Origin of the sequence: Streptomyces sp. NPDC002701 (genome assembly GCF_042889045.1) — a bacterium.
Classification (GTDB): Bacteria; Actinomycetota; Actinomycetes; order Streptomycetales; family Streptomycetaceae; genus Streptomyces.
In genome coordinates this window covers 1-13,834 of the sequence record NZ_JBIAQL010000051.1, presented here as the reverse complement: position 1 = coordinate 13,834, position 13,834 = coordinate 1, and the positions used below count along the sequence as shown (strand labels likewise).

Below are 13,834 nucleotides of genomic sequence, written 5' to 3'. Positions count from 1 at the left end.
CGGACTCGCCACAGCAGGTCCGCCCCCGTGGCCGCGGCTGTGCGCCACAGGTCCACGCCGTAGAAACCACGGTCGGCCAGCAGCAGCATCCCCGGCCGCAGGGACACCAGGACCGCCCGGGCCAGAGCCTGTTCTCCAGTACGCAAAGCTCCGATCGCAGCATCGAAGACAGCGTGGGTGCCACACTCCACCAGGCCGACCATGCGCAACTGCGGGTAGCCGACGTCCTGTTCACCACGACCGGAGCGAGGAGGACGACCAAACGCCTCCACGTTCGCCTTCGTGTCGGGCAGATCGAACGTGGTGCCGTCGATCGCGGTCAGCCGCCAGTCACGGTAGAAGGCACCCTGAGTGTCCGGTGTGGCCACCGGACGGCACACCCGCGCGAACAACTGCCGCAACGGCGCCACACCCAGCCGCGACCTGGCCTTCCAGATCGCCGCCGTACTCGGCACCACCCACGACGTACGCCAACGCCGCGCACCCTGCAAACCCGCAGTCAGCAGCCGAGCGACCTCCTCATAGCTCTGCCCGGAGAACAGGCACATCGCCAACACGAAGTAGACCACCAGCCGGGCCGGCAACAGCCGGTTCCGCTGCTGCCCCCGACCGGTCTCCGACAACACCTCGTCCACAAGCGACTGAGGAAACGCCTGTGTCAGCACCCCGACCGCGACCCGGTCCGACAACCGCTCGCCATATGACTTCAGTTGACCCGCTCTCGCCACACCAACCACAACGACCGGATTACCCCTAAGTTACCGGTATTGAGGTTAGGAGTTCTTAGGCGGTATCGCCACCAGATACGACAAGACCGCCACCTCCTACGAAGCGGCGGTCAGTCTTGCGTCATTCCTGCTCTGGGCAGGATCAGTTTGCAGACGGGCCCTAGAAGGGACCCGTCCGCTCGACCTCCCAGTCGGAGTTCCGGGAGATGGCGTCCGCCTCGGCCGCCGAAGCGTTCACCACGTACGAGGCGTAGAAGTCGATCTTGCTGTGGAAGCAGAACGGGGTGATCCACCCCAGGCAGGTCTCCAGGTCTGTCTCCCCCTTGAACCGGTAGAGAGCAGGGCTTCCCTCCTCCACGCGAGGCTGAGAATGGTTGAGCGATGCTCCCCACAGCACGTTGCCGGCCGTGGTGACCTCACCGTCCAGTGTCGCCTGCGAGTCGGGCGTCAGCCCGTCGTCGTCCTGGCAGTGGCGGACGGCCAACTTGACCTTGGCCGCGGTGATGTTGGTGACGCTGTTGTTGATGTTCCAGTAGAAATGGTCCGTCTTGCAGGTATCGGCCGCTGCAGCCTGCGCCGAGGCACTGACCGGTACCACGGCAGCTATGGCAGACATCGCACCTACCGCTGCCAGAACGCCGAGTCGTGGGCGTCGCGAAGTAGCACGCACGTTGGAACCTTCCCCGTTGTCGAACCCCGTCGAAGCGATCGGGATGTGGCAGGCGTCCCCCGCAGGAGCCGCCCTTGAGTCTTTCCACTGCTCAGGTGTACCGGCTCTGCATTGTTCGCGCTCGGGGCACTTGGTCGAACAAACAACCTCCGAACAACATGCAGATGCTGTACATGACTGACCTGGGGAAACGACAAGGCGACGCCAAAAGCAGGAGCATGCTGGACAACTCTTCGTCGAAAGCCGCTCGTTGCGCCGGAGAGAATGGACACCACCCATCATGGTCAGACACAGGGCGCACGAGGTTCCTACACCGTGATAGACGGGACCGGTCGGGCTGGTGGCTGGCTCGGGTCCCGACCCAACAGGGAGAGAGAAACCGCATCACGGGAAACTTCATGCGAGGGATCGCCCTGCGAGCCGAACGACTCCGTCCGGCCGCCCGTGCCACTCAGCAGCTCACCCTCGACGGCCGCGACGAAAAGCTCCACCATCTGGAAGCCGCCCTTGACCGGGCCCGCGCCCGCTTGGGGCCTCGGGCCAGTGGGAGCTGGAACGAGGACTTGAACCGTCCCACGTGAAAGCCCTCACTGCGACGCAAGGGGACGCTGACAAGGTTGAGGCTCTCTTCGAAGCCCGGGTAGGGCACGTCATCAACGGAGCGTGTTCGCATCACCGGACCAACGCTGACCCTCCTGCGGGACTTGCTGTCCCGACCACGGGAGGAGTTCTACGGAGCCGAGGTCATCAAACGCACCGGGCTCGAAGCAGGAACGCTCTATCCCCAGCTCAAGCGACTCGAACGCGCAGGATGGCTCACCAGTCGTCTCGAAGACGAGGTTGCCTGGATGAACAGAGCCACCCCGGGCCGCGGCCCCGGCAGGCGCCGCACCTCCTACACGCTCACCGCTGAGGGGCACCGAGTCGCCCATCTCGAAACTCAGTACCGCACCACGAACTGAAGGGGTGTGTCCAGTCAACGGCTGATCTTGGTTATTGAGGGTCAGTGGCTGGTGGTGGGGGTGAGGCGTCCTTCGAAGGCGATCTGGAAGGCGTTCAGTGGCGCCTTCCAGCGCATCGTCCAGCGGCGCCGGCCCTTGCCAGTCGGGTCCAGGCTCATCAGCGCCATGTAGACGCACTTCAACGCGGCGGCCTCGTTCGGGAAGTGCCCGCGGGCCCGGACCGCCTTGCGGATGCGGGCGTTCACGCTCTCGATCGCGTTCGTGCTGCAGATGACCTTGCGGATCTCGACGTCGAAGGAGAGGAAGGGCACCATCTCGGCCCAGGCGTCGGACCACAGCTTGATCACGGCCGGATACTTGTTGGCCCACTTCTCGGAGAACTCCAGGAACTGTTCGGTCGCGGCGGCCTCGCTCGGCGCGGTGTAGACGGGCTTGAGGTCCTTGGAGACCTTGTCCCAGTCCTGGCGGGCGCAGTAGCGGATGCTATTGCGAATCAGGTGAACGATGCATGTCTGGACGACAGTTCGGGGCCAGACTGTCTCGACGGCGTCGGGCAGGCCCTTCAGTCCGTCGCAGACGAGCATGAGGACGTCCTCAATCCCGCGATTCTTCAGCTCGGTGAAGACCTGGAGCCAGTGCTTGGCGCCCTCACCGCCATCACCGGCCCAGATGCCGAGGATGTCGCGGGTGCCCTCGACGGCGACGGCCATCGCAACGTAGATGGGCCGGTTGGCGACCTTGCCATCGCGAATCTTCACGTTGATCGCATCCACGAAGACGACCGGATAGACGCGATCGAGCGGTCGGGCCTGCCATTCCGCCATGCCCTCCATCACCGAGTCGGTGATCGTGGAGATGGTCTGCTTGGACACCTCCGCGCCGTACACCTCGGCGAGATGAGCTGATATCTCCCCGTGAGTGAGGCCCTTCGCGGACAGCGACAGCACCATCTCGTCCACGCCGGTCAGTCGGCGCTGCCGCTTCTTCACGAGCTGCGGTTCGAAGGTGCCGGCCGTGTCGCGGGGCACCTTCACCTCGACCGGGCCGACGTCGGTCAGCACGGTCTTCGAACGGGTGCCGTTGCGGGAGTTGCCGCTGTTCCGGCCGGCTGCGTCGTGCTTGTCATAGCCGACGTGGTCGGTGATCTCGCCCTCCAAGGCGGACTCCAGCACTCGCTTGGTCAACTGCTGCAGCAGCCCTCCCTCGCCAGTCAGCTGCAGCCCGTCGGAACGGGCTCGGTCGACCAGCATCGAGATCAACTGCTCGTCCGATACCGCCTCCGCGGCCGACTCGACGACCGGCTCCTCCACCGACTCGTGCTCACTGATGGTCTCGCTCATTTCAGGCGTCTCCTTGATCATCGGATCCGCCGTCTATTGGACACTCCCCCCATACGGCCGGTGAGCCGGAGGAGACCCAGAGCCGGTCCTCGTACTTGGTGTGGGCGTGCAGCGGGTGGCCTCGCCGGCAGGCATGTTGAATGTACGGGGCGACCCTGTGCCGGGCGTAGATGGCGTCTACGCCCGCACGTCGACCGATACGATCCGCAGCAGGGCGAGTCGCTTGGTCCCGTGGACAGGATCTACGCAGTCATGTCGATGACGATCTTGCCGAATACGTCTCGGCTTGCCTGTGCTGTGTAGGCGGCTTTGGTGTCCTTGAGGGCGAAGGTCTTCTGAACCACCGGTGTGATGCCGTGCTGGTCGACAAAGTCGACCAGTTGGGCCAACGCTTTGGAGCCACCGACAGCTGTACCGCGGATGGAGGCGCCCTTGCTCATGAGCACAGGCAGGCGCAGCGGCGCATCGTCAGTGGAGAACAGGCCCATGACGGCGATCTCTCCGCCTGCGCCGACGGCCATGATGGACTGTGTCATCGCATCGCCGCCGACCGGGTTGACTACCTTGTCCATTCCGCCGGTGCTGGCGTAGATGTTTTCGCCCCAGGCAGGCGTGGTGCGGTAGTTGAGCACGTCTACAGCTCCGAGCTTCCGCAACTGCTCTTCTTTGGCCTGCTGGCTCGTGGTGGCAATGACCTCCGCGCCGAAGGTTCGGGCCAGCTGGAGGACGAACAAGGAGACGCCCCCAGTGCCCAAGGTGAGAATCTTCTGGCCCGCGGTAACGGGGTGTTCTTCGGTGAGGGCCGTCCATGCGGTCAGGCCCGCGCAGACCAGAGTGGAGGCGTGCACGAAGTCCAGGCTCTGTGGCATCCGGGTGACCCGGCTGGCGTCGAGGACGACGTATTCGGCCAAGACGCCATTCTCACCGGGCGAGCCGAGTCCGAATCCCAGACGGTCGGTGGGCGGGGGGCCGTCGACCCAGTCGCGGAAGTAGACGCTGATGACGCGGTCACCGACCGTCCAGGATTCCACGCCTGCTCCCACCGCGTCGATGACTCCGCTGCCATCGGCGACCGGGATGGTTTCCTCCCTGACTCCCTGCCCGTAGTGGCCGTTGAGGATGATCTGGTCGCGGTAGTTCAGCGCAGCCGCCTTCATCGCAACCCGCACCTGTCCTGGGCCCGGGTCGGGCACGGGGGCCTCCTTCATAACCAGGACATCCTGGCCCGATTTGCCCGGTTCTAGTACCCACTTATGCATGACACTTCCTTCTCGAGGAGTAAGTAACTGGTTGGTTGCATTGGTAGCATGCACCCCCCTCTCCATGCAACCGACTGGTTACTTGCTAGGCTGAAGGGATGCGAGCTCCCGGCAGGCCGAAGGATTCGGCGCAGACGAAACGGCGCATCCTCGATGCCGCAATCACGGAATTCTCAGCGCACGGACTCGCGGGCGCCCGCGTAGAGCGCATCACCGAGGCGGCAATGTGCAACAAAGCGATGCTCTACCGCTACTTCTCCAGCAAGGAGAAACTGTTCGACGCCGTATTCGACGAAATCGTCGTCCGCACCGTCGACACCGTCCCCATGGACACAGACGATCTACCCGGATACGCCGCGCGCCTCTTCGAGCAGCACCTGTCTGCACCCAACATCTTGCGCATCGCCACCTGGGACCATCTCGAACGAGGTGGAGCTGGCATGCGGCTGGCAACCGTCGTCGAGGTCAACCGGGCCAAGGTGCAGAAGATTGAGGCAGCGCAGGCGGCGGGGACAGTCACCTCCCGCTACCCGGCCGAAGTCATCCTGCACATCACGCTTGCCCTCTCACGGCCGCTCATCGGAACTGACGCCACCATCCCCGCCGCCGCCCCGTCGCACCACATCGCTGACGCCGTACGCGCTGCTCTCACCGAGTAAGCAACACCCGGCACACATGCCGTTGGAGCCAGGGCGGATTCAACTGGTCGTCGCAACACCTTGTTCACGAAGGTGTGTGACGGGACGAGACCGGAGGCAGAGGGCGCCTGCGGGGGCACTCCGCGCTGGGCATGCTCAGCGCGGTGGAGTACGAACTCCGCACCCCGCCAGTAGCCTGAAACCAAGCAACTCGACTCCACCCAACTCGGGACAGTCCGCCGGACTCTACGAAACTCGGGGCAGCTCACCGGTTCCCGCCGGCCGACGCCAGCAGCATCATCGCCCGCCGGTAGCGCACCGAACTGGTGCTGTCCCGGCGCACGATCTGCTGCGATTTCTGCCCTTCTTGGTCGGTCAACCTGCGCACACGCACAGGCTCAGCAACCACACCCCCAGCGATCGGACGGACGTCACCGGAGATCCAACCGCCACCACCGACCCGGCGAACCTTCCCGGGTCAGAGCAGTAGCGAGCTCATGCACGGCAAGCGGTACGGCCGGGGAGGCCGGGTCGAAGGGGTGGGGCCCGGGTTACAGCCCGATGGTGCCAGGGCCCGCGCCGCGCATGACGGAGTCCTTGACCGACTGCGGGTTGTCGACCGTGTAGTCGTAGTAGTCGGCCGGGTCCTCGACGCTTCCGCCGGTCACGGGTTCACCGGTGTCGCCGGCGAAGACGTTGTTGCGCTCGACGATCGCGCCGTCGGGGCCCGAGTAGCTGTTGGTCATGGGCTCCTCGACGTCCTCGAAGTAGTTGCCCTCGATGAAGCAGCCTGAGTCCGCGTTGCAGGCCGGGCCGGTGTCACTGTTGTCGAAGAAGTAGTTGTTGTAGATGTGCACCGGGTCGCCGAAGCGGGTGCGCGGGTTGCGCTGTGGGGTGCGGTCGTACCAGTTGTGGTGGTACGACACCTTCAGTCGGCCGGTGTCCTGGGCGCCGTTGCTGTCGGAGTGGCCCAGCAGCATGTTCTTGGTGTGGTGGTGGGTGTGGTTCCAGGAAACCGTGATGTAGCTGGAGCCGCGCTTGATGTCCAGCAGACCGTCGTATCCGGCGGACAGGTCGTTGTGGTCGATCCAGACGTGGTGGGAGAACATCTGGATGTTGATCGAATCGTCGCTGGCGTCGCGGAACGTCAGGTTGCGCACGATCACGTTGTGCACGGCGTCTGCGGGCGGCGAGGCGACGCTGCTCGTGGGGAGGCCGATGTTGAGGCCGCCGCCGGTGATCCCGGAATTCGCGCCGACGCCCACGATTGTCTTGTCTGAGGCGACGTCGTACATCCCGTCAGGCAGGGTGATCATGCCGTTGACGTGGACGATCCTGGGCCCGGTCGTCTTGATGGCGGCGATCAGGGCATCGGCGGTGGAGACGGTCACGGTGGGCCCGCCTGCGCCGCCGGTGGTGCCGTTCTGCCCCCAGGCGTCGACGCTCGCGAAGCCGGTGGGGGCCGACTCGGCGAGGGCGGCTGCGGGGGCCGCGGGGGCGGCCGGAGCCGCCGCGGTGGCGGCCAGAGTGGCCAGCGCCGCCAGGAGCAGGGTGCCTTTGCGGTGCATCTGTGACTCCTTCGGGTGGGAGGGCTCAGATCCGGCCGGTGCCGACGCCGGCGGCGACGATGCCGGGGACGCTCGACGCCGCGTCGAGGCTGTACGCGTAGTAGGTGCGCGGCTCGACGACGGTGCCGAGGGTCTCGGGCGCACCGGAGTTGACGTACACGTTGTTCCGCTCGACGACCCGGCCGGGGCCGCTGTCGTCGTATCCCGAGTAGACCGGGTGGGGCACGTTCTCGAAGTGGTTGCCCTCCACCAGCACGCCCGCGTCCTCGGTGGACGCCACCCCGTAGAGGGTGTTGTTCCGGAAGTGGTTGTTGTAGACGTGCACGGGCTCGCCGAAGCGCACGCGCGGGTGGCGCTGGGCCGTGCCGTCGAACAGGTTGTGGTGGATGCTGACCCGCAGCCGGCCCCGGTCCTGGGAGCCGTTGGCGTCCGAGTGGCCGAGCAGCATGGTCTTGCTGTGGTCGTGGAAGCGGTTCCAGGAGACGGTGACGCAGTCCGCGCCGCGCACGATGTCGATGAGTCCGTCGGCGCCGGAGCTGAAGTCGCAGTGGTCGATCCAGATGTGGTGCGAGGACTGCTGGATGCTCAGCGAGTCGTCGTCGGCGTGCGTGAAGCGCAGGTTGCGGATGATCACGTTGTGGCGGCGGTACATGTCGAGTCCGCCGCCGGTGATCTCCGCGTCGTCGCCGAGTCCGACGACCGTCTTGTCCGAGCGCAGTCCCTGCTTGCTGGTGATCTCCATGGCGCCGGAGACCTGGATGACGTACGGCCCCTCGCGGTCGCAGTAATCGAGGAGTGTCTCGGCGTCGGTGACGGTGATCACCGGGCCGCCCGCGCCGCCGGTGGTGCCGGACAGGGCGTGCGCGGCGATGGAGGCGAAGCCGTCGGCGCTCTGTGTGGCGGACGGGGCGTACCCGCCGGGGCGGGCGGCGGCCCGCGCGGGGGCGCCGCCCGCCAGCAGGGCGGCGGACGCGCCCGCCGACGCGAGCACGGCGCGGCGGGTGGGCCGGGGACGGGAGGTCATGGCCGGCCCCCTCAGATCTTTCCGGCGCCGGCGCCGGCCGGGACGACAGTCGGCACCTCGGCGGCCTGGTGGAGGGTGTACGCGTAGTACGTGCGCGGCTCGGTCACCGAACCCCGGTTCTCGATCGCGTGGTTGCAGTCGACGAGTATGTTGGCGCGCGCGACGAGACGGCCGAGGTCACCGCTGAAGTCCACCCGCGCGGGGTTGTTGACGCTGAAGAAGTAGTTGCCCTCCAGCACCACCCCGGCGTCCATGGTGGAGGCCACGCCGTAGCTGTTGTCGCGGTAGTGGTTGTTGTAGACGTGCGCCGGATCGCCGAAGCGGATGCGCGGATTGCGCTGGTCGGAGGCGTCGAAGTAGTTGTGGTGGTACGTGACGCGCAGCCGGCCCCGGTCCTGGGCGGCGTTGTCGTCGTCGTGGCCGAGCAGCAGCGTCTTGTCGTGGTCGTGGAAGCGGTTCCAGGAGACAGTGACGTAGTCCGAGCCGCGCTTGATGTCGACGGCGCCGTCGTCGCCGTTGGAGAAGTCGTTGTGGTCGATCCAGATGTGGTGGGAGAACATCTGGATGTTGATCAGGTCGTCGCTGGCGCCGTCGAACCGCAGGTTGCGGATGATGATGTTGTGCACGGCGTTCGCGGGCGGCGAGGTGACGGAGTCGCTCGCCGGGAGGCCGATGTGCAGTCCGCCGCCGGTGATGCGGGCGCTGCCGCCGAGCCCGACGATCGTCTTGTCGGAGGCCACCGGGTGCATGCCGTCGGTGGAGCCGGCCGGCAGCGTGATCGTGCCGCTGGCCTGCACGGTCAGCGGGCCGGGGCGGGAGATGTAGTCCAGGAACTGGGCCGTGGTGGTGGCGGTGACGACGGGACCGCCCGCGCCGCCGGTGGTGCCGTTCTGTCCGAGCGCGTTGACGGAGGCGAAGCCGTCGGCGGTGGCGGCGGTGCTTTCCGGGGCCGCGGCGGCGGTGGGCGTGGGGCCCACCAGGACGGCGGCGAGGGCAGCGAGGGCGGCCCGTGCCGTACGGCGCCGGAAGGGCGACGGCGGACGGACGGGTAATCGCGACGGTCCGGCGGATCGTGGGGTGAGCAGACGCATGACGGGTGCCTCCTTCTCCGGCTTTTGCTTCTCCGGTCCTTGCGGCGTTGCGCGGGCAGGCCGCACCCGGCCGGTGCTCCCGGTGGTGCGGCTTGAAGCTCTGCGCTGAACTGGCGGCGGGGCGGTGCGGCTCCGGAGCCTCGGGGCCGCGGGGCGCGGGAACGCGTGCGGCTCTGGGTACTGTGCGGCCGGAGGAGCCCGGCCCCGACAGGGCAAGCGCTTTCTATGAAAAGTAAGCGCTTGCCCTGAGCGCGTCAACTTACGGCGTCGGCACGTAAGCCGCCAATTTCCACCAGAAACGGACGTGGCTGGAAAGGCGGGAAGCGCGTCATTGCTGACACCTCCGCAGGCCGGGGCTCAGCCTCGATCAGGTACGGGAAAACACGCTCCTCGGCCGAGCTGCTGCTCACCGCGCCAACCACCCGTTGGCGCCTGCCCGTTCCAGGTCCGCCGGCACCCGGGCGGCCGCGGCGATCAGCGAGGTGCTCTTCGATCCGGGCGATCGCGGCTGCCTGCGGGTCCTGCTGGACGCCGGCGCCGCGCCGACGGCCCGGGACGAGAACACGCAGCTGCTGCTCGGCCCGGGCGTCGGCCATGATCCGCGCCAGCTCACGGTGCACGGCTACGTGCTGCGCATCCGCTGCGACACCGACGGCCCGCTGCGGCGCGTCATGATCGGAACGCAGCTGCACGACCGGACCGAGTGGGTGTCCCTGGAGGTCTGCCGCCTGATGCCCTGGGGACTGTCGACGCCCGCGGCCGAGGAAACGGGCACGCCGGGTTCGGGAGGCGGTTCGGGGAAGCCCACCAGCAGCAAGGCTGGCAGGGCGCCCCGAACCGACCTCACATCGCCCAAGGAAAGCACCACACCCAGGCCCTGCTCTGCCTCGCCAGACGCCGGGCCGACGTCCTGTTCGCGATGCTCCTCGACGGAACCTCTACGAACCGCGGCCGTCGTCCCCAGTCATCTGACCTGCGGGTCTGCGAGGAGAACGACCCGGTCAGCCTCGATATCGAAGCCGAGCACCGGATGGCCGTCCTCGCCTTCCGGGTCCATCAGCACCGACTTGCCCAGACGCCGCCCGACCTCCCGAAGGAAGCCGCAGAACACATCGAGTCGATCCTGGCCCTGCAACTCCCGCAGGTCGACGTCGAAGTCGACTTCGTCATCGGCATAGAACCGGAAGATCGCCAGCACATCGGCCGTCGGCCAGACCCGCAGCTCAGGGCACTCGGCATCCGCCGGGCGGGACAGCACGGCCTCCGCCCGAGGCACCGGAAGCGCCATGTCTCCCTCGGAGTACTGGCACTGCCAGCCCTTCTCCGCGATCAAGTCGAGAACCGACTGCCAGTCCTCCACCGAGGCATCCGGGACACGCACGTCCGGCAGCGACCCCATCAGGTCCAGGTCGAAGAAGCACCACTTCACGTCATCCCACAACAGATCAGCCACGGCGCCATGCTGCCCGGCATGCCGACCCATCGCATCCCGTTTGCCCTTGACCAAAGACATAGGGGCACCCCCCGAACTCGGCGGCCAGCTTCTCCTCGACCGGCAGCGCGTGCCCGGGCGCGGCCTCCCCCGACACGATCCGGCGTACCAGCTCGTCGACCGCCCACTCATGCATCGTCCACATGCATCGTCCGATGTCTGCACATAAATGTTCCTCCCGCCCCCTCGACGGCAAACATCGAATGATTTAACTTTCCCCGTCAACTGTCCTCGCGAGAGCCGTCCTCAACGAAGAGAGTGCTCGGCATGACTCATGCTTCAGGCCACGCGACCCCAACGCACAGCAGCGCATTCCCCCTACGCACACAGAATCTCCCGGCACCCGAGCTCCGCGAGCTCCCCGCCCCGCCGAAACGGGTGTGGCCGATCATCGGCCCCGGCGTCGTAGCGGCCGGAGTCGGGCTCTCCTCCGGGGAGTTCATCCTCTGGCCGTATATCGCCTCGCAGGCCGGCCTGGTGTTTCTCTGGGGCGCCGTGGTCGGCGTGCTCACCCAGTGGTTCATCAACATGGAGGTCGAGCGCTACACGCTCGCCACCGGCGAGACCGCCGTCTCCGGGTTCAACCGGTACTGGAAGCACTGGGGCGCGGTGATGGTGGTCTTCACCTACGCCGCCAACCTCTGGCCCGGCTGGGCAACCAGCTCCGCGACGATGCTGAGTTACGTCTTCGGCGGCGATCCGGCGATCATCGGCATCTGTCTGCTGGTCGCGATCGGGGCGATGCTGACCCTGGCTCCCGTGGTCTACAACGCGCTGGAGAAGCTGCTCTTCTTCAAGCTGGCCGTCGTCGCCGTCTTCTTCGTCCTGGCCGTCCTGCTCGCCGTCGAGGCTTCCAGCTGGGGCGACCTCCCCGACGGCGCCACGCACTTCGGCCGGATGCCCACCGAGCTGGGCGTCGCGGTGCTCATGGGCGCCATCGCGTACGCGGGCGCCGGCGGCGGGCAGAACCTCTGCCAGTCGAACTGGATCCGCGACAAGGGCTTCGGCATGGGCCGCTACGTGCCGCGGGTAGTCAGCCCGATCACCGGCAAGGAGGAGGCGGCCTCGACCACCGAGGCCGCCGCGGGCTACGTCTTCAACCCGACCGACCGCGAGAACATGTCCCGCTGGCGGCGCTGGTGGCGGCTGGCCAACCTTGAGCAGGGCATGACGTTCGTCCTGGTCACCATCGTGACCATCGTGCTGACCTCGCTGCTCGCGCACTCCACGATCTTCGGGATGGAGGGCCTGGCCAACAACGTCTCCTTCGTGGAGGCCGAGGGCGAGGAGCTGAAGTCGACCGTCGGCGACTGGTTCGGTACGACGTTCTGGCTGATCGGCGCCTTCTCCCTCTTCACCGCGGCGACCGGCATCGTGGACTACACGTCGCGAATGGCGGCGGACATCCTCAAGTCGACGTATCTCCGCCGGCGCCCCGTCACCGAAAGCAAGCTGTACTTCTGGCTGGTGTGGGGGGTCGTCGCCGTCGGCGCCGCGATCCTGCTCGCCGGCTTCGACCAGCCGCTGGTGCTGCTCGTCATCTCCGCCTGTGTGTCGGGCCTGATGATGTTCGTCTACTCCATCCTGCTGCTCGTCCTCAACCGCAAGTCACTCCCCCATCCCCTGAAGATCCGCAACTACCGGGTAGCGGCGCTGATCTGGGCGATGCTGCTGTACGGCACCCTCGCCGCCCTCACGATCCGCCAGCAGTACATCGACAACTTCTGAAGCATCCGAGGCGCGAACCCCCGCGACTGAGGTAAACGCAGCCGACAACGCCCGCCCCGACCGCCGCAGCCAGTCCCGGTTCGGCTCCGAGGGCCGGGCCGGCATGATCTACCGCTCCTGGATGCGCAGCCAGGGCTTCGGCCACGAGGCATTCGACGGCCGCCGGACGATCGGCACAGCCGTCAGCGCCTCCGAACCGGCGCCCTGCTCCTCCGCACGCCGCCGGCGTCGACCTGCCGACGGTGATGGTCACCGGCGGGCCGATGCTCAACGGCAAATACCGGGGCCGGGACGTCGGCTCGGGCACCGTGGTCAGACAGTTCGAGAAGGACCTCACGACCGGCCGGATGACCCATGACCCAGGAGGAGTGCTTCTTCGCCGAGGGCCGCATGGCCCGCTCGACCGCTCACCGCATGACAAGGGGCACCGCCTCGACCATGGCCTGCATGGCCGAATCGCGCGGCATGCGGCTGCCGGGATCGGCCAACTGGCCCGCGACCGACGCCCACCCAGCGCACCGGCGCTGACCTCCGGGCTGGATCAACACCGCCCGCGCCGCACAGCTGCCCGGGATCACCGGTTTCGCCCGCGGACTGACCTCCGACCTCGAAGCCGTGATCGCCGGACTGACCCTGCACTGGAGTTCCGACGGCACCGAGGGCGCGCCGTGACACGCGTGAGAAAGATCAAGAGGCAGCTCTACGGCCGAGCCGGATTCGAACTACTCCGCAAGGTGGTCCCGCTCCAGTGCCCCTCTGCGACCGGTCCCCAAGATCTGTGCCAGAGCCCGCCGAACAACGTCACAGCCAGACCAGGTGGTTACTGCCCTCCCTCGCACGCACCCGACGGCGCTGGCGAGGGGTGATGCGGTGGCCACCACCGCCGGTCTTCATGGTGCGGGCAGTTTCGGCAAACGACACCGGCCCGGTTTCCCGTCGCCCAGCCGAAGGTCGGCAAGAGATTTCCTGGCGGGATCTGGTTCATCACGATCGGTCGTGATGTCCGGAACCCACCCCGACGCCGACAGAAGCAGTCCCCCGGGGCGCGGGCACTCGATCACTGACACCGGCGGATCGGTGAAGCTGCGCAGCATTCGCTCCATGTGAGCAACGCAGCCCCTGCCAACAGGTCGGTCCAGGTGAAGCTGCGTCTGCCGCCGCGTTTGTGATTGGGATGCCGCTTGGGCCGGTAGATCAGCCGTGAGCGTTCGCCGTGTTTGTAGCAGGCCAGAGCGGCGCTGGAGAAGCGGCGCTGGGAGCGTCCCCGGACCCGGATGACGGGTGTGCGTCCGCGCCGGGCCCAGGTCCGTGCGGTGGGCGGCGTCATCGAGAAG

Annotated in this window: 13 protein-coding genes and 3 pseudogenes; 4 read left to right on the top strand and 12 right to left on the bottom strand. The window is 67.0% G+C overall.

The features are described from left to right. Both ACFYXC_RS41250 and ACFYXC_RS41245 read right to left on the bottom strand, forming a co-directional pair. Positions 1-635 (bottom strand): IS4 family transposase (locus tag ACFYXC_RS41250; RefSeq protein ID WP_389558225.1); only part of this gene is annotated, 635 nt, incomplete at its 3' end. Positions 636-888: 253 nt separating this feature from the next. Continuing rightward, complete coding sequence (locus ACFYXC_RS41245) at positions 889-1,344, bottom strand: hypothetical protein (protein ID WP_389558223.1); 456 nt, start codon at positions 1,342-1,344, stop codon at positions 889-891. Positions 1,345-2,102: 758 nt separating this feature from the next. On the opposite strand from ACFYXC_RS41245, the gene ACFYXC_RS41240 reads away from it, so the two are divergent. Beyond that, on the top strand, positions 2,103-2,360 hold the full coding sequence (locus ACFYXC_RS41240; protein WP_389558221.1) for a PadR family transcriptional regulator: 258 nt from the start codon (positions 2,103-2,105) through the stop codon (positions 2,358-2,360). Between the two features lie 41 nt (positions 2,361-2,401). Here ACFYXC_RS41240 and ACFYXC_RS41235 read toward each other — a convergent pair whose 3' ends face one another. Next, positions 2,402-3,700 (bottom strand): IS256 family transposase, encoded by a 1,299-nt coding sequence (locus ACFYXC_RS41235; RefSeq protein ID WP_389558219.1) that lies wholly within the window; start codon positions 3,698-3,700, stop codon positions 2,402-2,404. Between the two features lie 242 nt (positions 3,701-3,942). Next, positions 3,943-4,893 carry an NAD(P)-dependent alcohol dehydrogenase gene (locus tag ACFYXC_RS41230; RefSeq protein WP_389558217.1) on the bottom strand — a complete coding sequence of 317 codons (951 nt, stop codon included), beginning with the start codon at positions 4,891-4,893 and terminating at the stop codon, positions 3,943-3,945. Between the two features lie 164 nt (positions 4,894-5,057). Here ACFYXC_RS41230 and ACFYXC_RS41225 point away from each other — a divergent pair, with 164 nt between their 5' ends. Continuing rightward, on the top strand, positions 5,058-5,618 hold the full coding sequence (locus ACFYXC_RS41225; protein ID WP_389558215.1) for a TetR family transcriptional regulator: 561 nt from the start codon (positions 5,058-5,060) through the stop codon (positions 5,616-5,618). Positions 5,619-5,865: 247 nt separating this feature from the next. Here the strand turns inward: ACFYXC_RS41225 and ACFYXC_RS41220 are convergent. The 7 genes and pseudogenes from ACFYXC_RS41220 to ACFYXC_RS41190 form a co-directional block, all read right to left on the bottom strand. Then, positions 5,866-6,006 (bottom strand): annotated as a pseudogene (locus ACFYXC_RS41220) (IS630 family transposase); the annotation flags it as partial. Between the two features lie 142 nt (positions 6,007-6,148). Continuing rightward, positions 6,149-7,165, bottom strand: a complete 1,017-nt coding sequence (locus ACFYXC_RS41215; RefSeq protein WP_389558213.1) for a polysaccharide lyase family 1 protein — start codon at positions 7,163-7,165, stop codon at positions 6,149-6,151. Between the two features lie 25 nt (positions 7,166-7,190). After that, positions 7,191-8,189, bottom strand: coding sequence for a polysaccharide lyase family 1 protein (locus ACFYXC_RS41210; RefSeq protein WP_389558211.1), 999 nt, complete (start codon positions 8,187-8,189; stop codon positions 7,191-7,193). An 11-nt stretch (positions 8,190-8,200) separates the two neighbouring features. Then, positions 8,201-9,280, bottom strand: a complete 1,080-nt coding sequence (locus ACFYXC_RS41205) for a polysaccharide lyase family 1 protein (RefSeq protein WP_389558209.1) — start codon at positions 9,278-9,280, stop codon at positions 8,201-8,203. A 254-nt stretch (positions 9,281-9,534) separates the two neighbouring features. Continuing rightward, positions 9,535-9,972 (bottom strand): hypothetical protein, encoded by a 438-nt coding sequence (locus tag ACFYXC_RS41200; RefSeq protein WP_389558207.1) that lies wholly within the window; start codon positions 9,970-9,972, stop codon positions 9,535-9,537. 272 nt (positions 9,973-10,244) lie between these two features. Beyond that, positions 10,245-10,733 carry a hypothetical protein gene (locus ACFYXC_RS41195; protein ID WP_389558205.1) on the bottom strand — a complete coding sequence of 163 codons (489 nt, stop codon included), beginning with the start codon at positions 10,731-10,733 and terminating at the stop codon, positions 10,245-10,247. Beyond that, a complete protein-coding gene (locus tag ACFYXC_RS41190) occupies positions 10,726-10,908 on the bottom strand; it encodes a GntR family transcriptional regulator (RefSeq protein WP_389558227.1) in 183 nt (60 codons plus the stop codon). The genes ACFYXC_RS41195 and ACFYXC_RS41190 overlap by 8 nt, the downstream gene beginning before the upstream one ends. Positions 10,909-11,039: 131 nt before the next feature. Here ACFYXC_RS41190 and ACFYXC_RS41185 point away from each other — a divergent pair, with 131 nt between their 5' ends. Both ACFYXC_RS41185 and ACFYXC_RS41180 read left to right on the top strand, forming a co-directional pair. Continuing rightward, entirely contained in the window at positions 11,040-12,500 is a 1,461-nt protein-coding gene (locus tag ACFYXC_RS41185) for an Nramp family divalent metal transporter (protein WP_389558203.1), read from the top strand. A gap of 103 nt (positions 12,501-12,603) precedes the next feature. Then, a pseudogene (locus ACFYXC_RS41180) lies at positions 12,604-13,007 on the top strand (dihydroxy-acid dehydratase); the annotation flags it as partial. 622 nt (positions 13,008-13,629) lie between these two features. Here ACFYXC_RS41180 and ACFYXC_RS41175 read toward each other — a convergent pair. Beyond that, positions 13,630-13,827, bottom strand: a pseudogene (locus ACFYXC_RS41175) (IS630 family transposase); the annotation flags it as partial. Positions 13,828-13,834 lie beyond the last annotated feature (7 nt).

Bases quoted from the DNA above. Each gene is read 5' to 3' on its own strand.
- ACFYXC_RS41245 (WP_389558223.1), bottom strand. From the start codon at position 1,344: ATGTCTGCCATAGCTGCCGTGGTACCGGTCAGTGCCTCGGCGCAGGCT.
- ACFYXC_RS41235 (WP_389558219.1), bottom strand. From the start codon at position 3,700: ATGAGCGAGACCATCAGTGAGCACGAGTCGGTGGAGGAGCCGGTCGTC.
- ACFYXC_RS41225 (WP_389558215.1), top strand. From the start codon at position 5,058: ATGCGAGCTCCCGGCAGGCCGAAGGATTCGGCGCAGACGAAACGGCGC.
- ACFYXC_RS41215 (WP_389558213.1), bottom strand. From the start codon at position 7,165: ATGCACCGCAAAGGCACCCTGCTCCTGGCGGCGCTGGCCACTCTGGCC.
- ACFYXC_RS41210 (WP_389558211.1), bottom strand. From the start codon at position 8,189: ATGACCTCCCGTCCCCGGCCCACCCGCCGCGCCGTGCTCGCGTCGGCG.
- ACFYXC_RS41205 (WP_389558209.1), bottom strand. From the start codon at position 9,280: ATGCGTCTGCTCACCCCACGATCCGCCGGACCGTCGCGATTACCCGTC.
- ACFYXC_RS41190 (WP_389558227.1), bottom strand. From the start codon at position 10,908: ATGCATGAGTGGGCGGTCGACGAGCTGGTACGCCGGATCGTGTCGGGG.
- ACFYXC_RS41185 (WP_389558203.1), top strand. From the start codon at position 11,040: ATGACTCATGCTTCAGGCCACGCGACCCCAACGCACAGCAGCGCATTC.